Below are 23,205 nucleotides of genomic sequence, written 5' to 3'. Positions count from 1 at the left end.
ATAGCCTGCTAAATAAGTTACCAACAGAGTTATCCACAGCTTTTTCCGGTCAAGGATGATCAGATGTTTCCGATAAACAGCAGTGAAATTTCCCCTTCAGAACTGGAGGCCCGACTACGCTTGCACAGGCTGCCAGAAGTAGGCCCGAAGCGTTTTAGGTTGTTGATCGAAGCGTTCGGCAGCGCTTCAAAGGCCATCAGCGCGCCTGCCAGTGCCTGGCGTGCACTGGGCTTGCCACCCATCAGCGCAGACGCTCGCCGCAGTCCCGAAATCCGAGATGGCGCCAGTGAGGCATTGGCGTGGTTGAGTCGTCCGGCCCAGCATTTGCTGATGTGGGACCAGCCTGAGTATCCGGCATTACTAGCCCAGATCGACGATGCGCCACCGCTGTTATTCGTCGCTGGCAACCCTTCAATCCTCGAAAAACCTCAACTGGCGATGGTCGGCAGCCGGCGCGCGTCGCGCCCTGGCATGGACACCGCTGCCGCTTTTTCCCGTAGTTTGGCCGGCGCCGGTTTTGTCATCACCAGTGGCCTCGCACTGGGTATCGATGGCGCGGCGCATCAGGCGGCATTGGATGTGGGTGGACACACCATCGGCGTGCTTGGCACCGGCCTGGAAAATGTTTATCCACAGCGCCATCGACGGCTCGCAGAGGCGATGATTGCCCAGGGCAGCGCAGTGATTTCCGAGTTCCCACTGGACGCTGGGCCTCAGGCGAGCAACTTTCCGCGGCGCAATCGAATCATCAGTGGTCTGTCGCTGGGCGTGCTGGTGGTGGAAGCCAGTGTGGCCAGTGGCTCGCTGATCACCGCGAAGCTGGCTGCCGAGCAAGGCCGGGAGGTGTATGCCATCCCGGGCTCCATCCATCACCCTGGGGCCAAAGGCTGTCATCAGTTGATCCGCGATGGTGCAATGCTGGTGGAAACCATTGAGCACATCCTCGAAGGCTTGCGGGGCTGGCAGGCCTTGTCGCGCCCGGCGCCGATGCCGGTGATCCATCCGCTGGTGGCGTTGCTGCACGCGGCGCCCCACACCAGCGAAGCCCTGGCGATTGCCAGCGGTCGGCCTTTGTCCCAAGTGTTGGCGACCCTCACGGAGCTGGAGCTTGAAGGCCAGGTGATTTGCGAAAGCGGTCGCTGGCTGGCGCGTGGTCAGCTTTTATAGCTGCCGGTTTTTTGGAACTAGGTTTTGTAAAGAAGATCGGTAAACTGCCCAGAGCTTTAGTCCGGAGAATGAGCAATGGTCAACAGGTGGCGTGTGTTGGAAACCGCACGAGAAATTCGCGCAGGCGCGGTGATTGCCTATCCAACCGAGGCGGTATGGGGCTTGGGCTGCGACCCGTGGAATGAAGAAGCAGTCGACCGTTTGCTCGCCATCAAGAATCGCTCGGTGGACAAGGGCCTGATCCTGGTGGCCGACAACATTCGTCAGTTTGATTTTCTCTTCGAAGATTTCCCCCAAGACTGGATCGACCGTATGGCCAGCACCTGGCCAGGGCCGAACACTTGGCTGGTGCCCCATCAGGACTTGCTGCCGGCATGGGTGACCGGTGTGCACGACACGGTCGCGCTACGGGTTACTGACCATCCGCTTGTGCGGGATTTGTGTTCGCTGGTCGGGCCGTTGATTTCCACGTCGGCCAACCCTCAAGGCCGCCCGGCTGCGCGCTCGCGGATTCGCGTGGAGCAGTATTTCCGTGGTCAGGTCGACTTGGTACTGGGCGGTGCCCTCGGCGGTCGCAAGAATCCAAGCCTGATTCGTAATCTGGCAACCGGTGAGGTGGTGCGACCGTCGTAATACTGAGGTGTGGCTGATCGCCGGCAAGGCACCTTCTACAGAGGATTGCGTGCTATTGCCGGCGATAGCGTTCTTAAGCCTTACGGCAACAGGATGGTCGACCCGGTGGTGCGCCGCCCCGACAACTCCGTCTGTGCCTTCGCCGCGTCCGCCAGCGAATACCGCTGGTTGATATCAATGCGCACCTTGCCGCTCTGGATCATCGAAAACAGATCATCCGCCATCGCCTGCAAGTTCGCCGGGTTGTTGGCGTAGGTCGCCAGGGTCGGTCGGGTCACGTACAGCGAGCCCTTGGCCGAGAGTATCCCCAAGTTCACCCCATCCACCGCGCCCGAGGCATTGCCAAAGCTCACCACCAACCCACGGGGCGCCACGCTGTCCAGGGAAGTCAGCCACGTGTCCTTGCCGACACCGTCGTACACCACCGGGACCTTTTTGCCGTCGGTCAATTCCAGCACTCGCTGTGCGACGTTTTCCTTGCTGTAGTCGATGGTTTCCCAGGCACCGAGGGATTTGGCCAAAGCGGCTTTCTCTGGCGAACTCACGGTACCGATCAACTTCACGCCGAGCGCCTTGGCCCATTGGCAGGCCAGGGAGCCCACGCCACCGGCCGCAGCGTGGAACAGGATGGTCTCGCCGCCCTTCAGTTCATAGGTCTGGCGCAACAGGTACTGCACGGTCAGGCCCTTGAGCATGGCACCGGCGGCTTGTTCGAAGCTGATGTCGTCCGGCAGGTGCACCAGGTTAGCGGCGGGCAGTACGTGCAGTTCGCTGTACGCGCCGAGCGGGCCGCTGCCGTAGGCCACGCGGTCGCCGACCTTGAATTGGGTGACTTCGCTGCCAACCGCGTCAACTACGCCGGCGCCTTCTGCGCCCAGACCGGACGGCAAGGCCGGTGGTGCGTATAGGCCGCTGCGGAAATAGGTGTCGATGAAGTTCAGGCCAATGGCCTCGTTACGCACACGAACCTGCTGCGGGCCCGGCTCCGCCGGCGTGTAGTCCACATATTCAAGTACATCGGGGCCGCCATGGGCGCTGAACTGGATACGTTTGGCCATCTGCACTTCTCCTTGGGTCGAATTCGCGTAGCCCCCTATCGGACTCCTAAGCTTGATCTTCGTCAACTGCGACGGCATAGGGTGCAGTGGTATCCTGTGCGCCCATTTGCCGCCGACGCCCAATGGCCTCGCGTAGCTTTGCCCGATTCAAGGTGATGCCATGACTACCCGCACCGAGGCTGTAAAGGCCTACCTGCTTGACCTGCAAGACCGCATTTGCAGCGCCCTGGAAACCTTTGAGACGGACACTCGCTTTATCGAAGACGCCTGGACCCGGCCTGCCGGCGGTGGCGGTCGCACCCGTGTGATCGAAAACGGTTCGGTGATCGAAAAAGGCGGCGTTAACTTTTCTCACGTATTCGGCAGCGGTTTGCCACCGTCCGCCAGCGCACACCGCCCAGAGCTGGCCGGTCGTGGCTTTGAAGCCCTCGGCGTGTCGCTGGTGATCCACCCGCACAACCCTCATGTGCCGACGTCCCATGCCAACGTGCGTTTTTTCATCGCTGAAAAAGAAGGCGAAGAGCCGGTGTGGTGGTTCGGTGGTGGCTTTGACCTCACTCCGTATTACGGCAACGAAGAAGACTGCATCCACTGGCACCGTGTGGCCGAGCAGGCCTGCGCACCTTTTGGCCCGGACGTGTACTCGCGCTACAAGGCCTGGTGTGACACCTACTTCCATATCAAGCATCGCAACGAACCCCGTGGTATCGGCGGCCTGTTTTTCGATGACTTGAACGAGTGGGACTTCGACACCTGCTTCGCCTTCATCCGCGCCATCGGCGATGCCTATATCGATGCCTACCTGCCGATCGTGCAGCGTCGCAAAGCCATGGCCTATACCGAGCAGCAGCGCCAGTTTCAGGAATTCCGTCGCGGCCGCTATGTTGAATTCAACCTGGTCTACGACCGTGGCACCCTGTTTGGTCTGCAATCGGGCGGGCGTACCGAATCGATCCTGATGTCGCTGCCGCCGCAAGTGCGCTGGAGCTATGACTGGAAGGCCGAGGCCGGCAGCGAAGAGGCGCGGCTCACTGATTACTTCCTGCAAGACCGCGACTGGCTTGGCGTTGTCGCGCCTAAGGCGGCGGTCTGATGGATCGTTATGTTGTCTTCGGCAACCCCATCGGTCACAGCAAGTCGCCGCTGATTCACCGCATGTTCGCCGAGCAGACCGGCGAACAATTGGACTACAGCACTTTGCTTGCGCCCTTGGAGGATTTCACCGGTTGTGCCCGTGAGTTTTTCCAGCAAGGCCGTGGCGCTAACGTCACCGTACCGTTCAAGGAAGACGCTTACCGTCTGGCCAATAGCCTCACCGAGCGCGCCCAACGCGCCGGTGCGGTGAACACCCTGAGCAAGTTGGCCGATGGCACGCTGCTGGGTGATAACACCGACGGCGCGGGCCTGGTGCGCGACCTGACGGTAAACGCCGGGTTGAGCCTGCAAGGCAAACGCATCCTGTTGCTGGGTGCCGGTGGCGCGGTACGCGGGGCGTTGGAACCGTTGCTGGCTGAGCGTCCTGCTTCATTGATCATCGCCAATCGCACTGTGGAAAAGGCTGAATTGCTCGCCGAGTTGTTCGACGACTTGGGCCCGGTGTCGGCCAGTGGTTTCGACTGGCTGCGTGAGCCGGTGGACGTAATCATCAATGCCACGTCTGCCAGCCTGTCAGGCGATTTACCGCCGATTGCCGGCAGCTTGATAGAACCGGGCAAGACCTTTTGCTACGACATGATGTATGCCAAGGAGCCGACCGCGTTTTGCCGCTGGGCGGCTGAGCAAGGTGCAGCTGTGGCAATGGATGGCCTGGGCATGCTGGTTGAACAGGCCGCTGAAGCGTTCTTTCTATGGCGCGGTGTGCGCCCGGATTCGGCGCCGGTGTTGGCTGAACTGCGCCGTCAGTTGGCGCAGTAATCAATCTTCAAACTGGATGGGGCAGTTATCGGCCCCTTCCAGTTTCTTCAGCTCTTCAACCACCTGCGGCCGTGCCTCGCGCAATGTCAGGCTACGCCCCAACCCCTTCAATCTCCGGGCCTCCTGGTGCAGCATCTCTACCCCGGAATAGTCGATAAAATTGATCTGCTGCGCCTCGATCACCACCCGCTTGCCCTGCAAACTTTGCAGGCGCACTTGCAGGTAATGGCTGGCGCCAAAAAAGATCGAGCCGCCGACTCGCAATATATCTTCGTCACCGTCTCGCCATTGTTGAACCCGTGGCTGCGACGTGCGTTTGAGATAGAAAAACAGCGACGCCAGCACCCCCGCATAGATCGCCGTTTGCAGCTCCAGTAATAACGTGGCGACACAGGTCAGGCTCATCACCACAAACTCTGCACGGCTGACGCGAAACAGCGCGCGAATAGCACGATGATCCACCAAGCTCCAGCAAATCAGCAGGATGCTCGCCGCCATGCTCGGAATTGGAATATGCGCGATCAATGCCGCACCAAATAACGCAAACAGCGCCACCCATAACGCGGAAAACACCCCGGCCAAAGGCGAGCAGGCACCTGCCTCGTAGCTGAGGCCTGAGCGGGTAAAGGAACCGGCCGACAGATAGCCGGAGAAAAATCCGCCGACGATATTGGATAAACCCTGCGCGCGAACTTCCTGATTCGCGTCGAGCAACTGTTGGGAACGAGCCGACAGCGAGCGGGCAATCGACAGGCTGGTCACCAGTCCCAGCATGCCCACCGCCACGGCACTGGGCAGCAGGCGCAGGATCATGTCCAGGTCCAACGGTAACGGGCTGAACGGCGGCAGTTTGCCGATAAACGAACTGACCAACGCCACATGCCCGAACATCGCCGGCCATAGCCACGTTGCCAGGCTACCCAGGGTCAGTGCGATCAGTAGCGTTGGCCAGCGAGGCACGAGGTATTTGAGCAAAGCACCCACCAGCAACGTCCCGATCCCCAGGACAAGGGACGCGTGGTCCCACTCGCCAGCATGGTGGATCAGCGCCAGCAGGCTATTGATTGCGGTGGCCTGGCTCGGCAAATCCAGCCCCAACAGGTTCGGCAACTGCCCCAGGGCAATCACCACGGCGGCGCCCAAGGTGAAACCCAACACCACCGAATGGGAGACAAAGTTCACCAGTGCGCCAAAGCGCAGCATGCCCAGCAGCCACTGGAATACGCCGGCGAGAAAGGTGAGCAACAGGATCAAGGTGATGTAGTCCTGCGACCCCGGCACGGCCAATGGGCTCACGCTGGCATAGAGCACGATGGAAATCGCCGCCGTGGGGCCACAGATCAGGTGCCAGGATGAACCCCACAGGCACGCGATCAGCACCGGGATGATGGCGGCGTACAGACCGTACTCCGGTGGAAGACCGGCGATCAGCGCGTAGGCAATCGATTGGGGCAGCGCGAGCACGGCGCCGCTGAGGCCGACCAGCGCGTCCCGGCCCACAGTGGCTCGGGTTTGACGCGGGAGCCAGCTGAGGAAGGGGAAGAGTGTATGGCGGTTGGGCCGGGGCATTTATAACTCGGCTGAAAAGGTTTGACTCAGGGTATCAGTACACACTGGTCCTTGTGGGAGGGGGCTTGCTCCCGATATAGGTGGACCCGTCTAAATCTCTCTGACTGGCACTCCGCTATCGGGAGCAAGCCCCCTCCCACATTGGAATAGCGCAAGGCCCTAGAGTTTGGCTTTTACCGCCGGCAACGCATCTTTGCCATCCACGGTTTTCACCCCATCCAGCCACTTATCCAATACTGCCGGATTGGCCTTGATCCATGCCTTCGCCGCATCGGCGTTGCTGACCTTGTTGTTGGCCACTTCGGCCATGATGCTGTTCTCCATCTCCTGGGTGAAACTCAGGTTGGTCAGCAGTTTTCCTACGTTCGGGCAGGCTTGTGCATAACCTTTGCGGGTCAAGGTATAAACGCTGCCGGTGTCACCAAAATACTTTTCCCCACCTTTGAGGTAGTGCATTTTCAACTGCACGTTCATCGGATGCGGGGTCCAACCGAGGAAGGTGACGAAGCGCTGTTTCTTCACTGCCCGCGACACTTCCGCGAGCATCGCTTGTTCGCTGGACTCGACCAGCTTCCATTGGCCCAGATCAAAGTCATTCTTCTTGATGATCTCCTGCAACGAGATATTCGCCGGCGCGCCGGAGCCGATGCCGTAGATCTTCTTGTCGAACTTGTCGGCAAATTTGTTCAGGTCGGCGAAGTCATGCACACCCGCGTCCCACACGTAGTCCGGCACGGCGAGGGTGAACTCGGTGCCGTCGAGGTTTTTCGCCAGTTGCACCACATCGCCATTGGCCACGAACTTGTCGTAAAAACCCTGCTGCGCGGGCATCCAGTTGCCGAGGAACACATCCACCTGGCCGTCTTTGAGCCCGCCAAAGGTAATCGGCACCGCCAGGGTGTCGACCTTGGGTTTGTAGCCCATGCCCGTCAGCAGAAAACCGGTGATGGCATTGGTGGCCGCGATATCGCTCCAGCCCGGATCGGCCATTTTTACGGTTTCACAGCTGGTGTCTGCATACACATTGGCGCTGCCCAGCACCAGCATGCCCACTATCACAGATAACTTTTGCATGGCCTTCCCTCTGTATTTATTGGTTTTGGCAGGGTTGTGGATAACGTGCCTTGCGCTCCAGGTCATCGAGGTCGATATGGTTGCGCATGTATTGCTGACTGGCGTCGACCAGGGGCTGGTGATCCCAGCTCTTCAGCTTGCCTTGGGTCAGCGCCTCAAACACCAGGCGTCGACGGCGTTGGCTGGCGAGCACCTGCTGGTGGATCGCCGGGATGTCCCATTTGGCCCGCGCTTCATTCAAAAACGCCTCGAACAGTGGCCGGTGTTCCGGTGACTGGCTGAGCTCTTCCCGCTCGTGCGGGTCGTTGTGCACATCGAACAATAGACAAGGGTCGTCTTCGCTGTAGATGAATTTGTAGGCGCCACGGCGAATCATCATCAGCGGGCTGATGGTGCCTTCGGCCATGTATTCGCCGAACACTTCGTCGTGCCCGCCCTGCCCTTGCAAGTGCGGGATCAGCGAGCGGCCATCGAGTGGCAGTTGTGGGTCGAGTTGGCCGCCGGCCAGTTCCACCAGGGTCGGCAGCAGGTCGGCGGTGGACACTGCGTTGGGCACGCGGCCCGCCGCAAACTGCCCCGGAGCGCAGATCAGCAGCGGCACGCGGGCTGCCATTTCAAACCAGTGCATTTTGTACCAGAGGCCGCGCTCGCCGAGCATGTCGCCGTGGTCGCCGGAGAACACGATAACCGTGTCGTCGGCCAGGCCGGTGTCTTCCAGGGTTTGCAGCAGCTTGCCGACATTGCTGTCGATGTAACTGCAGGCGCCAAAGTAAGCCCGGCGCGCATCGCGGATCTTATCCACAGGCAGCGGCTTGTCCCACAGGTCATAGACCTTGAGCAGGCGCTGGGAATGCGGGTCGAGATCACTTTGCGCGGGCGTTGCAGGCAAAGGAATGTCGTTGTCGTCGTACAGATCCCAGAACGGCTTGGGAATGGTGTACGGGTCGTGGGGATGGGTCATGGATACGGTCAGGCAGAACGGCTGGTCGCCGTCCTCACGAATATGGTCGAACAGGTACTGCTGGGCCTTGAACACCACCTCTTCGTCAAAATCCAGCTGATTGGTGCGCACGCAAGGACCGGCTTGCAGCACCGAGGACATGTTGTGGTACCAGCTGGGGCGCACGTCCGGCTCGTCCCAGTTCACTGCCCAGCCGTAGTCGGCGGGGTAGATGTCGCTGGTCAGGCGTTCCTCGTAGCCGTGCAGTTGGTCGGGGCCGCAGAAATGCATCTTGCCCGACAGCGCAGTGCGGTAACCGAGACGACGCAGGTAGTGAGCGTAGGTCGGTACATCGGCGGGGAAATCAGCCGCGTTGTCGTAGGCGCCAATCTTGCTCGGCAATTGGCCGCTGACCAAGGTAAAGCGCGACGGCGCGCACAGCGGGCTGTTGCAATAGGCGGCGTCGAACACCACGCCTTGCTCGGCGAGGCGGCTCAGATTGGGCAGCTTGATCGGGGAGGAACCGTAGAACGGCAGCATCGGCGCGGCCATTTGATCGGCCATGATGAAAAGAATGTTCTTGCGCTTCATGGGTTCTCGGCATTCCATAGGCGGTGTTTATGCGATTGAGCATGCGGCCCATGGAAAATGGGGTAAAGCCCATGAAAAGCAATGTCTAGGATAAGCACAGCTTATGTATGAATCCCTTGGTGACCTGTCCCTCGACCTGCTGCGCGCGTTTGAAGCGGCGGCACGTCATCGCAGCTTTACCGCCGCCGCGATGGAGCTGGGCACCACTCAACCAGCGATCAGCCAGCAGATCAAGCGCCTGGAAGAACAGTTGGCGGTCCGCCTGTTTGATCGCATCTACCGCGGCATCGAACTGACGGACGCCGGCGCCTTGCTGTTCGAGCATGTGCAAGGTGGCCTGCAAACCATTAATCAGGGCCTCAGCGCCATCACCCAGCAGGATCAGCACGAAGTCCTGCAAGTGGCCACCGACTTCGCCTTCGCGGCTTACTGGCTGATGCCGCGCCTGCACCGTTTCCATCAGGCCAACCCTCAGGTCGATGTGAGCTTGGTGACCAGCGAGCGTAATCACGCCACCTTGCGCAGCGATATCGACGTGGCGGTGCTGTTTGGCGATGGCCGCTTCAAGCAGGGCGACAGCCTGTGGTTGTTCAACGAGGAGGTATTCCCGGTGTGCAGCCCGCAGTGGCTCAAGGACCAATCCGCGCCGCTGACGTTACAGAATCTGCACGATGTGCCTTTGCTGCACTTGCGCCAGGAAAACAACAGCCAGTGGTTCGACTGGAGTGGCGTATTCCGCGAGCTGGGCATCAGCGCTGCACCCACTCCCGGCCAGCTTCGCTTCGACAACTACACCTTGCTGATCCAGGCAGCGATTGCCGGCCAAGGGGTGGCGATCGGCTGGCGCCATTTGGTGGATAACCTGCTGGAACAGAACTGGTTGTGCCGACCGATCGGCAACACGGTGATTTCGCGCTTTGGCTATTACGTGGTGCAGCCCCAGCGCAAGCGGCGTGGACAGTTGGTCGAACGTTTCGTCGACTGGTTGCAGGCAGAACAGGCCAGCAGCGCGCAGTCCCTGACCGGACTGGCCCTGCCGTCGATTGCGGTCTAGGATTTGCCGCACATTGGATCCGGAGTCCGTCATGCAACGTATCAAGGGTTACCACGCCCATATCTACTTTGACGCAAGCACCATTGAGCAGGCGCGCACCCTGTGCGAAGACGCCGCCAAACTCTTCCCACTGCGTATGGGACGTGTGCACGAAAAACCCGTAGGCCCACACCCGGACTGGAGCTGCCAGTTGGCGTTCGACCCCGAATACATCGGCGTGGTGCTGCCGTGGCTGGTGATCCATCGCAACGGTTTGGTGGTGTTCCTGCACCCTGATACCGGTGATGACTTGAAGGATCACACCGACTACGCGATCTGGATGGGTGCGATGCGCGAGCTGGACCTGTCGGTTTTTTAACCTCTCTTTATCAGATGAAACCCGTTCCTTCCCGCAGTAAAAGCCGAGGAAGTTATAGGATTTATCTTGTTTCGTCTCACTATATGGGACTGTTATTTATATATTGAGATATATCCGGCCATAGGTTTATATTCGCCCATCTGCTTTTTTCAGCACCCACTCATTTCAGGTGAAGCGATGCAGGCGCAATTGATCGCGCTCGATTGGGGGACCAGCTCCCTTCGTGCTTATAAACTCGGCCCCGCGGGCGTAGTGCTGGAACAGCGCTCGCTGGCGTCGGGCATCATGCATTTGCCCAGCGAGCCCCGGGACATCGCCGGTGTGCGCTGCAGCGATGGCTTCGAGTTGGCGTTCGATACGGCGTGCGGCGATTGGCTCGACGCCCAACCCAATCTTGCGGTGATTGCCTGCGGCATGGTCGGCAGCGCCCAAGGCTGGAGCGAAGCGGCGTATCGCAGTACGCCGGTCGACGTCGCCAGCCTGGGCAAGGCGTTGCACACGGTACGCAGCCTGCGCGGTGTCGATGTGCATATCGTGCCCGGCGTGATCGAGCAGGTCGGCTTGCCCAACGTGATGCGCGGCGAAGAAACCCAGGTGCTGGGTGTGCTGCAAAGCCTGTCGGTTGCTGGTGAATTGCTGATCGGCCTGCCCGGCAGTCATTCCAAATGGGTCGAGGTGGTGGAAGGTTGCATCACCCACTTCGATACCTTCATGACCGGTGAACTGTTCGCGGTGCTGAGCAAGCACAGCCTCTTGGGGCGTACGCAAAAGGTATCCGAGCAGTTCCAGGCCGAGGCTTTCGACCGCGGCGTTCAAGTGGCGCTGTCAAAAGATGGCCAGCGCGGCGTGCTGTCGACCTTGTTCAGTGCGCGCACCCTGGGCCTGACCGCCGAACTCACCCCTGAGCAGCAGCCCGATTACTTATCCGGCCTGCTGATCGGTCATGAACTGGCCGGCTTGCCAGCCAGTGCACGGCACATCCCCATCATCCTGGTAGGCGCCGGCCCGCTGTGCGTGCGCTACCAACGCGCCCTCGCCCTCTGCGGCTTCGCCCACGTCAGCTTGGCGCAGGAAGCGACCGAGCGCGGCCTGTGGCAACTGGCAGTGGCCGCCGGGCTCACTCAACCTGCAACGGAGGCCTGACATGCTCAAGCAAGCACTCGCACAAAACGGTTTGATCGCGATCCTGCGCGGCCTGCGCCCTGACGAGGCCCAGGCGGTCGGCCAGGTGCTGTACGACGCCGGTTTTCGTGTGATCGAAGTCCCGCTGAATTCGCCGGACCCTTACGCCAGCATCCGCACCCTGCGCGACAGCCTGCCCGCCGATTGCCTGATCGGTGCCGGGACGGTGTTGACGCCGGAGCAGGTCGAGCAGGTCAAAGCCGCTGGCGGCCAGGTGATCGTTATGCCCCACAGCGATGCCAAGGTCTTGCGCGCCGCGAAAGCCGCAGGCCTGTACCTGTCGCCGGGGGTGGCCACGCCCACCGAAGCGTTCGCCGCACTGGACGAAGGCGCCGATGTGTTGAAGCTGTTCCCGGCCGAGCAAATGGGCCCGGCGGTGATCAAGGCGTGGCTTGCAGTATTGCCAGCCGGCACGCTGTTGCTGCCGGTGGGCGGCATCACCCCGGACAACATGCAGGTGTTTACCGATGCCGGCGCCAAAGGGTTCGGGCTGGGTTCCGGGTTGTTCAAACCGGGTATGACAGTGGATCAGGTAGCGAGCCGCGCCCAAGCGTATGTCACCGCATGGAAAGCCCTGAGCTGATATCAAGTTCCGCGCCCCTGGCGCTGCATCTATAAGAGAGATAACAGATGAAAATCACCAAACTGACGACCTTTATCGTCCCGCCGCGCTGGTGCTTCCTCAAGGTTGAAACCGACCAGGGCGTGACCGGTTGGGGTGAGCCCGTAGTCGAAGGCCGCGCTCACACTGTGGCCGCTGCCGTCGAGGAACTGTCCGACTACCTGATCGGCAAAGACCCACGCAATATCGAAGACATCTGGACCGTGCTCTACCGCGGCGGCTTCTACCGTGGCGGCGCTGTTCACATGAGCGCCCTCGCGGGTATCGATCAGGCGCTGTGGGACATCAAGGGCAAGGCCCTCGGTGTGTCCGTCAGCGACCTGTTGGGTGGCCAGGTGCGCGACAAGATTCGCGTGTACTCGTGGATCGGCGGCGACCGCCCGGCCGACACCGCCCGCGCTGCCAAAGAGGCCGTGGCTCGCGGTTTTACCGCCGTGAAAATGAACGGCACCGAAGAATTGCAGTTCGTCGACAGCTTCGAAAAAGTCGACCTGGCCCTGGCCAACGTGGCTGCCGTGCGTGATGCGGTCGGCCCTAACGTGGGCATCGGCGTCGACTTCCATGGCCGGGTGCACAAGCCCATGGCCAAGGTACTGATGAAAGAGCTGGACCCGTACAAACTGATGTTTATCGAAGAGCCGGTGCTCAGCGAAAACTACGAAGCGCTCAAGGAACTGGCACCGCTGACCAGCACGCCGATTGCCCTGGGCGAGCGCCTGTTCTCGCGTTGGGACTTCAAGCGCGTGCTCAGTGAAGGCTACGTCGACATCATCCAGCCGGATGCCTCCCACGCCGGCGGCATCACCGAAACCCGCAAGATCGCCAACATGGCCGAAGCCTACGACGTGGCCCTGGCCCTGCACTGCCCGCTGGGCCCGATCGCCCTGGCGGCTTGCCTTCAGCTGGACGCGGTTTGCTACAACGCGTTTATCCAGGAGCAAAGCCTGGGCATTCACTACAACGAGAGCAACGACCTGCTCGACTATGTGCGTGATCCGGGCGTGTTCGACTATGACCAGGGTTTCGTGAAGATCCCTAACGGGCCGGGCCTGGGCATTGAGATCAACGAGGAATACGTGATCGAACGCGCCGCCATTGGCCACCGCTGGCGCAACCCGATCTGGCGTCATGCTGATGGCAGCTTTGCCGAGTGGTAATAGCCTCTGACTGAATCAATGCGGTCAAAAAATGTGGGAGGGGGCTTGCCCCCGATAGTGGTGTGTCAGCTAGCACATCCATAGCAGGCAGACTGCAATCGGGGGCAAGCCCCCTCCCACATGGTGATCCGATTTCTTAAGTCAGCTCAGTTTCAGTCCTCAACAAACATAAGAAGAGGCAACCCCCATGCACCCTGAATCCTTCACCGGGCAGGCTTCTTTAGTCACGCCTACCCGAAAGCGCTTCTTCATCATGGTGCTGTTGTTTATCACCGTGGTGATCAACTACCTCGACCGCAGCAACCTGTCGATTGCCGCCCCGGCGTTGACCAGCGAGCTTGGCATCGACCCGGTACATGTCGGGCTGATTTTCTCGGCGTTCGGCTGGACCTATGCCGCCATGCAGATCCCCGGCGGTTGGCTGGTGGATCGAGTGCCGCCGCGTATCCTCTACACCGTCGCCCTGCTGCTTTGGTCCATCGCCACCGTGATGCTCGGTTTCGCCGCCAGCTTTATTGCGCTGTTCGTGCTGCGCATGGCGGTAGGCGCCTTGGAAGCACCGGCCTACCCCATCAACAGCCGCGTTGTCACCAGCTGGTTTCCCGAGCGTGAGCGCGCCACTGCCATTGGCTTTTACACCTCCGGGCAGTTTGTCGGGCTGGCGTTCCTGACGCCGGTCCTGGCCTGGTTGCAGCATCACTACGGCTGGCACATGGTGTTTATTGTCACTGGCGGAGTGGGCATTCTGTGGGCGGCGATCTGGTATGCCGTGTATCGCGAGCCCCGGGACTTCAAAGGCGTCAACGCAGCCGAAATCGAGTTGATCCGCGAAGGTGGCGGGTTGGTGGACCTCAGCGCACAAGCGGGCAAGACCAAGGCGCCATTCAGCTGGGTCGACCTGGGCATTGTCCTCAGCAAGCGCAAGTTGTGGGGCATCTACCTGGGGCAGTTCTGCCTGAACTCCACGTTGTGGTTCTTCCTGACGTGGTTCCCGACCTACCTGGTGAAATACCGCGGCATGGACTTCATCAAGTCCGGCATGCTCGCATCACTGCCCTTCCTCGCGGCCTTCGTTGGCGTGTTGTGCTCGGGGTTGTTTTCCGACTGGCTGATCCGTCGCGGTGCCTCGGTGGGGTTCGCCCGCAAGCTGCCGATCATCAGCGGCCTGCTGATATCTACGGCGATCATTGGCGCCAACTTCGTCGAATCGACACCGTTGGTCATCGCCTTCCTGGCTTTGGCGTTCTTCGGCAACGGTCTGGCCTCAATCACGTGGTCGCTGGTTTCGACCCTTGCCCCTGCACGTCTGCTGGGACTGACCGGCGGTGTGTTCAACTTCATCGGCAACCTGGCGGCGATTACCACGCCAATCGTCATCGGTTTCCTGGCCAGCGGCGATTCGTTTGCGCCGGCGATCACTTACATCGCCGTGCTGGCGCTGTTGGGCGCACTGTCCTACGTGCTGTTGGTGGGCAAGGTCGAGCGGATCGAGTTGTAAGCAGTGGGCGGCCTGCGGGCCGCCCGTTTGCTGGGCTTAGGGCACCGACATTTCGTTGCGGAACACGTTTAGCGGATCCCAACGTTGCTTGGTTCGGCGCAGACGGTTTTCGATGATTGTGTTGGGGAAGAAAACTCCATACCACAGGGGGTTCTTGGCGTTCGCGGGATTGCCACCGAGGTGGGTCATGTCCAGGTCGGGGTAGTTGATGTAGCAGCCCTCGAACTCCGGGTCATTGGGAACGCCGTTGGTGAATGCAGCGTAATAGAGTCCTCGGATCCAGTCGGCATGGGCGCGGTCGATGGCGTCATCGTCTGCGTGCCAGTAACACTGCGGTTGCCATTTGAGGTACGAGGAGCGTTGCGCGGCTGACGTCTGCGCCAGGATCGGGCCGTCCATCTGGTTGATGCGCCCGCCGAACGACTGGATCTGAATCAGGCTCTGGGTCAGGTGTTGCTGATCGTCCGGCAAGGTCAGCGTCGTCCAGATCGCGTCCAGCACGCGCTGCGTAAACCCGCCTTTTTGATACGCCGATTTATAACGCCCGCGCTGATTGTCGCCGGAACCGTTGAGCGATTGGGTCGCGTACAACCAGTCCAAACGCCTGGCGGCCTCATGGGCGGCTTGCAGAGAGTCGATGCGGCGGCCCTTTTGCCGGCTGCGTGGCTGATGCACGACGTAGAACGGTAGGAGTGACTCCGTCGCACTGACGCCCACGGCCTCCTGCATGCTGCAGACAAAGTCATTGAACGGCGCCAGGTCGTCGAGCTGCCCATCCTTGTCAACGTAGTGAATGCCAAGTGTCACATTGCCGGTGTTCAGATGACGCATTTCCAGTTTGGTTGCCAGGCCCCAGGTTGCCGAGTCGGCCTGATGGTCCACGAACCATTTTTGATAGGCGTGCAGCAAGCGTTCGAGGGCGGCGCGTGTGAGATCTGACCAATCCCACTCCAAGGACAGCCAGAGCACTTCTTTCGGGGCTTGCGGCAGCGTCTTGAAGTAGTAACCGGTGATGATGCCGAACTGCCCGCCACCGGCACCGCAACAGGCGGCGAACAGATCCAGTTCGTCGGCATCGATGCTGTTGCGGGACACGTGAATCGGTTCAAGACCCGAGCCGGAGGCATTGGCGACCAGCAAGTCGACGCCGTCCAGCCAATCGCAGACCAGCCCGTATTTACGCGACAGCAGCCCATAGCCGCCACCGCAGATATGCCCGCCCAGTCCTACTGAATAGCAAGAGCCGCTCGGCAGGGTTTTGCCCGCCAGTTTGTACAACGCGACGCTGGTGTCCCAGTTCTGGCAGCCAGGTTCCAGGCGGAAGGTGTATTGATGGGGTGCACCCGGTACCAGCACTGAGCCGATCTGCCCGTTGGGGTCGTAGGCCAGTTGGTTCATTTGCCCGATATCCAGAATCGACAAGACCTCGCCTGGGGCATTCGGCATTTTGTTGGAGACAAACCCTTCGTAACAATGCCCGCCACTGCGTACCGTGATACGGCCATTGGGCACAGCCAGGGCCTCGGCGGCGGCGTCGATAATGTCTTGCGGGCTGCGGCAGAGGTAAATCAGGTTGGCGCCATTGGGCGAGGACTGTCCCTGGACGTTACCCAATGGCCAGCGCAGGTTGAAACCCTTTTGCAAGGTTGAGTGACGGTGGTCTGAAGCGGTGATGAGATCAAATGCCATGATGTACTCCTAAGAGCCAAGGATGACTTCTGATGCGGCTAACTTAACGACCGGGTGGGCAAGCACTATGTGGCTTGCGTAGGTGGTTAGACGGCAATAGGCACGAAGTGCGTTGAGGGAGGGGCGGTGTGCCCACCCCCTCAAGCCTAGCGTAAAAAAGAAGGCGTCAGGGTGAGACGGTCAGTTCAGCACGCCGTCCAGAATCTCGTAGACGATACCGGTGCCCACCGCGATCAACACTACATCCGGGCCCGACCGGCGCCATTCATAACCTGGGTACACCGGCAAGCGTGCGAGGGCGCGGTTGTCCAGGCGTTCGCCGTAGTAACCGCGCGGTAGCGGCTGGCCGCGTACCAGGCGCACATTCGGCGGCGGCGGCGCGCCACGGGAGAACTGGCCGTGGTTATCGTGGATGATCTGGCGCACCGGGCCGAAGTCCTGAGGTGGGCCGCCGCGACGGTTGGCCTGCGGACCGCGATGGTCGTCGCCACGTTGCTCGTGCTGACCCTGCGGGCCGCCACGGTCATCACCTCGCTGGTCAGGCGGTGCGGCTTGCACCAGGGCGCTGGCGCCAAGCACCAGTACGCCTAGACCTGCAATCACGGATTTGGGCATTTTCATCGGGTATTCCTCAGGGCACACAAACAAAAAAGGGATTTCGAACGAGGTTCGAAATCCCTTGGTCTTGCTGTTTAGGCCGTGAAGCTGCGAGTTGATTCCTCTGTATCAGGAACTTTACCTCTCGCTACATGGCGCTTACTTACGGGCGTTACGCACACCTTCCGACAGCGCCGCGCAATGGCTTAACACCCCGTCGATGGCTTGTTGGTCGTTGCTGGCATTGGCGATGTGATCGATCAACGCCGACCCCACCACCACACCGTCCGCCAAGCGCGCGATAGCGGCGGCTTGTTCCGGCGTGCGGATACCAAAACCGATGCTGATCGGCAGGTCAGTATGGCGACGCAGGCGGGTCACGGCCTCTTCGACATGCTCCAGAGTGGCGGCACCGGCACCGGTCACGCCGGCTACCGAAACGTAGTACACAAAGCCTGAGCTGCCGTTGAGGACGGTTGGCAGACGCACGTCGTCGGTGGTCGGCGTGGTCAGGCGGATAAAGTCGATACCCGCCGCTTGCGCCGGGTCGCACAGCTCGCCGTTATGCTCAGGTGGCATGTCGACCACGATCAGGCCATCTACACCGGCCTCTTTGGCGTCGGCGATGAACTTAGGCACGCCGTATTTGTGGATCGGGTTGAAGTAACCCATCAACACCAGCGGAGTGTCGTTGTTGTCTTTACGGAACTCGCGAACCATCTGCAGGGTTTTCAGCAGGTTCTGCTTGGCTTCCAGGGCGCGGATGTTTGCCAGTTGGATGGCTGGACCGTCGGCCATCGGATCGGTGAAGGGCATGCCCAGTTCGATCACATCGGCGCCAGCAGCAGGCAAGCCTTTGAGGATCGCCAGCGAGGTGTCATAACCGGGGTCACCGGCAGTGACGAAGGTCACCAAGGCGGCGCGGTTTTGTTCTTTCAGTTGCGCAAAGCGGGTTTGCAGGCGGCTCATCAGTGTTTCTCCTGCTGGGCGGTTTCCATGTGATGCATGACGGTCTGCATGTCTTTGTCGCCACGTCCGGACAAGTTGACCACCATCAGGTGATCCTTCGGCAAGGACGGTGCGCGCTTGAACACTTCGGCCAGCGCGTGGGCGCTTTCCAGGGCAGGAATGATCCCTTCCAGGCGGCAGCATTTGTGGAAGGCCTCAAGGGCTTCGTGGTCAGTCACCGAGGTGTACTGGACGCGGCCGATATCGTGCAACCAGGCGTGTTCCGGGCCGATGCCGGGGTAGTCGAGACCGGCGGAAATCGAGTGGGCATCGATGATCTGGCCATCGTCGTCCTGCAGCAGGAAGGTACGGTTGCCGTGCAGCACGCCCGGTACGCCGCCGTTGAGGCTGGCGGCGTGCTTGCCGGTTTCGATGCCATGGCCGGCGGCTTCAACGCCGATGATCTCGACGCTGGTGTCATCCAGGAAGGGGTGGAACAGGCCCATGGCGTTAGACCCGCCGCCGATGCACGCCACCAGGCTGTCCGGCAGGCGGCCTTCCTGGGCTTGCAGCTGAGTGCGGGTTTCCTTGCCTATCACGGCTTGGAAGTCGCGCACCATCGCCGGGTACGGGTGTGGGCCGGCCACGGTGCCGATCAGGTAGAAGGTGTCGTCGACGTTGGTTACCCAGTCACGCAGGGCTTCGTTCATGGCGTCTTTCAGGGTGCCGGTGCCGGCGACCACGGGGATTACTTCAGCGCCCAACAGTTTCATGCGGAATACGTTGGCCTGCTGGCGCTCGATGTCGGTAGTGCCCATGTAGATCACGCATTGCAGGCCGAAACGCGCTGCGACGGTGGCAGTGGCCACACCGTGCATGCCGGCGCCGGTCTCGGCGATGATGCGTTTTTTGCCCATGCGCCGTGCCAGCAGGATCTGGCCGATGCAGTTGTTGATCTTGTGCGCGCCGGTGTGGTTCAGCTCTTCACGCTTGAGGTAGATCTTGGCGCCACCGCAGAACTCGGTCAGGCGTTCGGCGAAATAGAGTGGGCTTGGGCGGCCGACGTAGTCGCGCTGGAAGTAGGCCAATTCTTCATTGAACGCCGGATCAATCTTGGCCGCTTCGTATTCGCGGGCCAAGTCGAGGATCAACGGCATCAGGGTTTCGGCGACGTAGCGTCCGCCGAACGCGCCAAACAAGCCGCTGGCGTCAGGGCCGTTGCGCAGATCGGTCTGGGACTGAGTCATGGGACGCTCCAGGAAAGAAGATGTGTAAGAAACAATGAGGGCCACTCTACCCCTCACGCCCCAGGCTGAAAACCGATAAGATTGCCGCAACCTGTCAGGAAAACTCACAGATGAGTCGAGACCTTCCGCCCCTCAATGCCCTGCGCGCCTTTGAAGCCACCGCTCGGCTTAATAGCGTCAGCCAAGCTGCTGAGCAATTACATGTGACCCACGGTGCAGTCAGCCGGCAGTTGAAGGTGCTAGAGGAGCACCTGGGGGTGAGCCTTTTCGCCAAAGATGGGCGCGGCCTTAAACTCACAGATTCCGGCGTTCGACTTCGGGATGCCAGTTTCGAGGCGTTCGAACGTTTAAGGGATGTCTGCGCCGAACTGACTCAGGCCAGCGCCGATGCGCCCTTCGTGCTCGGCTGCTCGGGGAGTTTGCTGGCGCGTTGGTTGATCCCGCGCTTGGGGCGTCTGAACTCAGACTTGCCGGACTTGCGCCTGCACTTGTCGGCGGGTGACGGCGACCTTGATCCTCGGCGTCCCGGTCTCGATGCCCTGCTGCTATTCGCCGAGCCACCTTGGCCGGCGGACATGCAGGTGTATGAGCTGGCCAGCGAACGCATCGGCCCGGTGATGAGCCCGCGCTTTATCGGTTACGAGCGTCTGCGGCTCGCGCCCGCCTCGGCTTTATGTGGCGAAGCGCTGCTGCACACCACATCGCGTCCGCAAGCTTGGCCCAGTTGGGCGCAGCAATACGGCATCGCGTCCGGCGCGTTGAAACACGGCCAGGGTTTTGAGCATTTGTATTATTTGCTGGAAGCGGCGGTGGCCGGGCTGGGTGTAGCGATCGCTCCGGAGCCGTTGGTGGCGGAGGACTTGCGTGCAGGTCGCCTGGTGGCGCCGTGGGGTTTCAGTGAAACCCCGGCGCACCTGGCATTGTGGCTACCCAAGCGCGCCGCAGACGGGCGCGCCGGGCAACTGGCGCAGTGGCTCAAAGCTGAGCTGATGCGCCAGCCTGTTTAGCCGGTCAATCAGTCACCGCGTTTGCAGAGCAGGTACGCCGCCAGCAGGCCCAATGCGCCTACCGCCACACCGGCTGTAGTCCATGGGTGCTCTTGGGCGTAGTCGCGGGTAGCAACGCTGGTTTCGCGGATTTTGACTTTGCTTTCTTCATAGGCGTCGCTGATCAGGTGGCGGGAGTGCTTGAGAGCATTCTCGGCGTTACTTTTCAGGGCCTTCAACGTTTTGCGCGACTCATCGGACGCATCGTCCTTGAGGCTTTCAAGGGACTTGAGCAGGCTCGAAATCTCGGCTTCCATGCTTTCCAGCGACGCTTTACGTAAAGAAGTGTTGGCCATTTGGACTCTCCTGAAGTGATTGAGTGGCGTGTGTAGATACCGACTCCAGCGGTTTCAGAAAGTGCAGTAAATCTGAACTTTCGAGTGGGAATGACCGCCAGAAGCAGTACGAATATTCACTGCTAGTCTTGATTGACGACCCCTAGGAGAAACGCCATGAGTGATCATCACACCTACAAGAAAGTCGAATTGGTTGGCTCGTCGACCACGAGCATCGAAGACGCCATCAACAACGCCATTGCTGAAGCCAACAAAAGCATCAAGCACTTGGAGTGGTTTGAGGTGACTGAAACTCGTGGGCATATCGAAAATGGCAAGGTCGCCCACTACCAGGTCACCCTCAAGGTGGGGTTCCGAATTGCCAGTAGTTGATAGGGCGAGTTGAACTTTGCTGGCTGGCCGATTGCCATAACCTGCGCTACAAACAATGGGTGCCGACGTGATGAGCGTCGGCACGCTCTTTTCGATCAGCGCAAGGAAAGTAACGGATGAAGAAGTTCCTGTTAGCGGTAGGTTTGTTGAGCATTGCGGGCACAGCCCTGGCGGCGGGCAAGCCTTGTGACGAACTGAAAAGCGAAATTGCAGCGAAAATCGACGCCAAGGGCGCTTCGGGTTATTCGCTGGAAGTGGTGGATAAAGGCGCCTCAACCGACGCTAAAGTGGTCGGTAGCTGTGAAGGTGGCACCAAGGAAATTGTCTACAAGCGCGGTTAATCCTGTGTTGCAGACATAAAAAACCGACGCAGGTGCGTCGGTTTTTTTTCGCCTGGGTGTTAGCCCTTCATCACTTGAGCCAGCAGCTCGTAGGAATGAATCCGGTCGGCGTGTTCGTACAGGTCGCTGGTGAAGATCAACTCATCGGCGCCGGTCTGCTCGACCAACACCTCCAGCTTGGCGCGGATCTTCGCCGGGCTACCCACCATCGCCAGGCCGAGGAAGCTGCCCACAGCGTCTTTTTCATGGGGCAGCCACAGGCCATCCATGGTATCGACCGGCGGTCGCTGCACCAGGCTTTGCCCGCGCATTAGCGCAAGGATGCGTTGGTAAACCGAGGTGGCCAGGTAGTCGGCCTGTTCGTCGGTGTCGGCCGCCACCAGCGGAATGCCGAGCATCACGTAGGGCTTGTCCAGCACAGCCGACGGCTTGAAGTGATTGCGGTAGACGCGAATCGCCTCGTGCATCAGACGCGGTGCGAAATGCGAGGCGAAGGCGTAGGGCAAACCGCGTTCGCCTGCCAGTTGTGCGCTGAACAGGCTGGAACCGAGCAACCAGACCGGCACGTTGGTGCCGGTGCCGGGTACGGCGATCACCCGTTGGTCCGGCGTGCGTGGGCCCAAGTAGGCCATCAGTTCGGCCACGTCTTGCGGGAAGTCATCCGCGCTGCCGGAGCGCTCACGGCGCAGGGCACGGGCGGTCATCTGGTCGGAACCTGGCGCGCGGCCAAGGCCCAGGTCGATACGTCCGGGGTAGAGGCTTTCCAGGGTGCCGAACTGTTCGGCGATCACCAGCGGCGCGTGGTTGGGCAGCATCACGCCGCCGGAGCCGACGCGGATAGTCGACGTGCCGCCGGCCAGGTAACCCAGCAATACCGAGGTGGCCGAGCTGGCGATGCCGTCCATGTTGTGGTGTTCAGCCACCCAAAAACGGTTGTAGCCAAACTTTTCCACGTGCTGGGCCAAATCCAGGGAATTGCGCAACGACTGCGCGACACTGCCGTTGGCCCGCACGGGCACTAGGTCGAGGGTCGAGAACTTCACGTCGGACAGCGATTTCATAAGCCTGCTTCTCCAATTGGGGCGCAGGCTTTTTAGACGATCCAAAACCTGCCGCTTCATGTGCATGTTCTATGCAATGAGGGCATATACCCGAGATTCAATAGCGAGGGTGGAAATTTCCTACTGAATTGCTAGGTTTCTCCGACAAGATGAACTTTGCCATGCTGACTATCCTCAGAACCCTTACTGACGCAAAACCACCGTTCGAGGAGAAAGCTATGAGTATCGTTAAAAAAGCATCCGCGCATTGGGAAGGCGACCTTAAGACTGGCCTGGGTTCCATCTCCACGGAAACCGGCGTGCTGCGCGAAGCGCCTTACGGCTTCAAGGCCCGTTTCGAGGGTGGCAAGGGTACCAACCCAGAAGAACTGATCGGCGCGGCCCATGCCGGCTGCTTCTCCATGGCGTTTTCCATGATTCTGGGCGATGCGGGGCTTAAGGCTGACAGCATCGACACCCAGGCCGAAGTGACGTTGGACCAAGTGGATGGCGGCTTCGCGATCACTGCGGTGCATCTGATCCTCAAGGCCAAAATTCCCGGTGCGAGCCAGGCGCAGTTTGATGAGCTGAGCAAGAAGGCGAAAGAAGGCTGCCCGGTGTCCAAAGTGCTGAATGCGAAAATCAGCCTGGATGCCACGCTGGTTAACTAACACAGCAGGTCCACTGTGGGAGGGGGTTTGCTCCCGATAGCGGTCGGTCAGTTACAGAAATGTTGACTGATGCGCCGCTATCGGGAGCAAGCCCCCTTTCACGTTCAATTCTGAGTTAAATCAGAACTCGGGTTTCCAAAC

24 protein-coding genes are annotated in these 23,205 nt (G+C 60.3%); 14 read left to right on the top strand and 10 right to left on the bottom strand.

The window, feature by feature from the left end; all coding sequences use genetic code 11:
- The first annotated feature begins 63 nt into the window (after positions 1-63).
- Together dprA and BW43_RS21665 are read left to right on the top strand one after the other, a co-directional pair.
- Entirely contained in the window at positions 64-1,167 is a 1,104-nt protein-coding gene (dprA, locus tag BW43_RS21660) for a DNA-processing protein DprA (RefSeq protein WP_032885131.1), read from the top strand.
- Between the two features lie 75 nt (positions 1,168-1,242).
- Positions 1,243-1,800 (top strand): L-threonylcarbamoyladenylate synthase, encoded by a 558-nt coding sequence (locus BW43_RS21665; protein ID WP_032885130.1) that lies wholly within the window; start codon positions 1,243-1,245, stop codon positions 1,798-1,800.
- A gap of 80 nt (positions 1,801-1,880) precedes the next feature.
- Here the strand turns inward: BW43_RS21665 and BW43_RS21670 are convergent, their stop codons facing one another.
- Positions 1,881-2,858 (bottom strand): quinone oxidoreductase, encoded by a 978-nt coding sequence (locus BW43_RS21670; protein WP_032885128.1) that lies wholly within the window; start codon positions 2,856-2,858, stop codon positions 1,881-1,883.
- A 160-nt stretch (positions 2,859-3,018) separates the two neighbouring features.
- Between BW43_RS21670 and hemF the strand changes: the two genes are divergently transcribed.
- Together hemF and aroE are read left to right on the top strand one after the other, a co-directional pair.
- Entirely contained in the window at positions 3,019-3,951 is a 933-nt protein-coding gene (gene hemF / locus BW43_RS21675) for an oxygen-dependent coproporphyrinogen oxidase (RefSeq protein WP_032885127.1), read from the top strand.
- Complete coding sequence (gene aroE / locus BW43_RS21680; RefSeq protein ID WP_032885125.1) at positions 3,951-4,772, top strand: shikimate dehydrogenase; 822 nt, start codon at positions 3,951-3,953, stop codon at positions 4,770-4,772. Before hemF ends, aroE begins: the two co-directional genes overlap by 1 nt.
- Here the strand turns inward: aroE and BW43_RS21685 are convergent, their stop codons facing one another.
- From BW43_RS21685 to betC, 3 genes are all read right to left on the bottom strand, one after another.
- A complete protein-coding gene (locus BW43_RS21685; protein WP_032885124.1) occupies positions 4,773-6,341 on the bottom strand; it encodes a SulP family inorganic anion transporter in 1,569 nt (522 codons plus the stop codon).
- A gap of 159 nt (positions 6,342-6,500) precedes the next feature.
- Positions 6,501-7,415: a choline ABC transporter substrate-binding protein gene (choX, locus tag BW43_RS21690; protein WP_032885123.1), complete on the bottom strand. Its 915-nt coding sequence runs from the start codon at positions 7,413-7,415 to the stop codon at positions 6,501-6,503.
- Positions 7,416-7,431: 16 nt separating this feature from the next.
- Positions 7,432-8,946 (bottom strand): choline-sulfatase, encoded by a 1,515-nt coding sequence (gene betC / locus BW43_RS21695; RefSeq protein WP_032885122.1) that lies wholly within the window; start codon positions 8,944-8,946, stop codon positions 7,432-7,434.
- 103 nt (positions 8,947-9,049) lie between these two features.
- Between betC and BW43_RS21700 the strand changes: the two genes are divergently transcribed.
- The 6 genes from BW43_RS21700 (at position 9,050) to BW43_RS21725 (ending at position 14,817) form a co-directional block, all read left to right on the top strand.
- Positions 9,050-10,000, top strand: coding sequence for a LysR family transcriptional regulator (locus BW43_RS21700; protein ID WP_032885121.1), 951 nt, complete (start codon positions 9,050-9,052; stop codon positions 9,998-10,000).
- Positions 10,001-10,031: 31 nt separating this feature from the next.
- The gene (locus BW43_RS21705) at positions 10,032-10,358 is read left to right on the top strand and encodes a DOPA 4,5-dioxygenase family protein (protein WP_032885120.1); all 327 of its coding nucleotides are present in this window, start codon (positions 10,032-10,034) and stop codon (positions 10,356-10,358) included.
- A gap of 177 nt (positions 10,359-10,535) precedes the next feature.
- Positions 10,536-11,501, top strand: coding sequence for a 2-dehydro-3-deoxygalactonokinase (locus BW43_RS21710; protein WP_032885118.1), 966 nt, complete (start codon positions 10,536-10,538; stop codon positions 11,499-11,501).
- 1 nt (position 11,502) lies between these two features.
- The gene (locus BW43_RS21715; protein ID WP_032885116.1) at positions 11,503-12,123 is read left to right on the top strand and encodes a 2-dehydro-3-deoxy-6-phosphogalactonate aldolase; all 621 of its coding nucleotides are present in this window, start codon (positions 11,503-11,505) and stop codon (positions 12,121-12,123) included.
- A gap of 47 nt (positions 12,124-12,170) precedes the next feature.
- Entirely contained in the window at positions 12,171-13,319 is a 1,149-nt protein-coding gene (gene dgoD, locus BW43_RS21720; RefSeq protein WP_003170741.1) for a galactonate dehydratase, read from the top strand.
- 187 nt (positions 13,320-13,506) lie between these two features.
- On the top strand, positions 13,507-14,817 hold the full coding sequence (locus tag BW43_RS21725; RefSeq protein WP_032885115.1) for an MFS transporter: 1,311 nt from the start codon (positions 13,507-13,509) through the stop codon (positions 14,815-14,817).
- Between the two features lie 36 nt (positions 14,818-14,853).
- On the opposite strand, the gene BW43_RS21730 is transcribed toward BW43_RS21725, so the two are convergent.
- The 4 genes from BW43_RS21730 to trpB all read right to left on the bottom strand — a co-directional run bounded on the left by BW43_RS21730 (position 14,854) and on the right by trpB (position 19,298).
- Complete coding sequence (locus tag BW43_RS21730; RefSeq protein ID WP_032885114.1) at positions 14,854-16,506, bottom strand: FAD-binding protein; 1,653 nt, start codon at positions 16,504-16,506, stop codon at positions 14,854-14,856.
- 180 nt (positions 16,507-16,686) lie between these two features.
- Positions 16,687-17,127 (bottom strand): anti-virulence regulator CigR family protein, encoded by a 441-nt coding sequence (locus BW43_RS21735; RefSeq protein ID WP_032885113.1) that lies wholly within the window; start codon positions 17,125-17,127, stop codon positions 16,687-16,689.
- 135 nt (positions 17,128-17,262) lie between these two features.
- The gene (trpA, locus tag BW43_RS21740) at positions 17,263-18,072 is read right to left on the bottom strand and encodes a tryptophan synthase subunit alpha (RefSeq protein WP_032885112.1); all 810 of its coding nucleotides are present in this window, start codon (positions 18,070-18,072) and stop codon (positions 17,263-17,265) included.
- Positions 18,072-19,298: a tryptophan synthase subunit beta gene (gene trpB / locus BW43_RS21745; RefSeq protein ID WP_032885111.1), complete on the bottom strand. Its 1,227-nt coding sequence runs from the start codon at positions 19,296-19,298 to the stop codon at positions 18,072-18,074. The genes trpA and trpB overlap by 1 nt, the downstream gene beginning before the upstream one ends.
- Positions 19,299-19,408: 110 nt before the next feature.
- Between trpB and BW43_RS21750 the strand changes: the two genes are divergently transcribed.
- Positions 19,409-20,305 (top strand): LysR family transcriptional regulator, encoded by an 897-nt coding sequence (locus BW43_RS21750; RefSeq protein WP_032885109.1) that lies wholly within the window; start codon positions 19,409-19,411, stop codon positions 20,303-20,305.
- A gap of 8 nt (positions 20,306-20,313) precedes the next feature.
- Here the strand turns inward: BW43_RS21750 and BW43_RS21755 are convergent, their stop codons facing one another.
- Positions 20,314-20,640 carry a YqjD family protein gene (locus BW43_RS21755; RefSeq protein WP_032885107.1) on the bottom strand — a complete coding sequence of 109 codons (327 nt, stop codon included), beginning with the start codon at positions 20,638-20,640 and terminating at the stop codon, positions 20,314-20,316.
- 156 nt (positions 20,641-20,796) lie between these two features.
- Here BW43_RS21755 and BW43_RS21760 point away from each other — a divergent pair, with 156 nt between their 5' ends.
- The gene (locus BW43_RS21760) at positions 20,797-21,012 is read left to right on the top strand and encodes a dodecin (protein WP_032885105.1); all 216 of its coding nucleotides are present in this window, start codon (positions 20,797-20,799) and stop codon (positions 21,010-21,012) included.
- A gap of 116 nt (positions 21,013-21,128) precedes the next feature.
- Positions 21,129-21,353 carry a DUF1161 domain-containing protein gene (locus BW43_RS21765; protein WP_032885104.1) on the top strand — a complete coding sequence of 75 codons (225 nt, stop codon included), beginning with the start codon at positions 21,129-21,131 and terminating at the stop codon, positions 21,351-21,353.
- Positions 21,354-21,412: 59 nt separating this feature from the next.
- Here the strand turns inward: BW43_RS21765 and BW43_RS21770 are convergent, their stop codons facing one another.
- Positions 21,413-22,414, bottom strand: a complete 1,002-nt coding sequence (locus BW43_RS21770) for an LLM class flavin-dependent oxidoreductase (RefSeq protein ID WP_032885102.1) — start codon at positions 22,412-22,414, stop codon at positions 21,413-21,415.
- A gap of 218 nt (positions 22,415-22,632) precedes the next feature.
- On the opposite strand from BW43_RS21770, the gene BW43_RS21775 reads away from it, so the two are divergent.
- Positions 22,633-23,064: an OsmC family protein gene (locus BW43_RS21775; RefSeq protein ID WP_010207768.1), complete on the top strand. Its 432-nt coding sequence runs from the start codon at positions 22,633-22,635 to the stop codon at positions 23,062-23,064.
- Positions 23,065-23,205: the final 141 nt, after the last annotated feature.

It is taken from the genome of Pseudomonas sp. RIT357 (assembly GCF_000632245.1).
GTDB lineage: Bacteria > Pseudomonadota > Gammaproteobacteria > Pseudomonadales > Pseudomonadaceae > Aquipseudomonas > Aquipseudomonas sivasensis.
The sequence above is the reverse complement of the archived record's forward strand: the minus strand, read 5'-3'. Positions and strand labels throughout refer to the sequence as shown.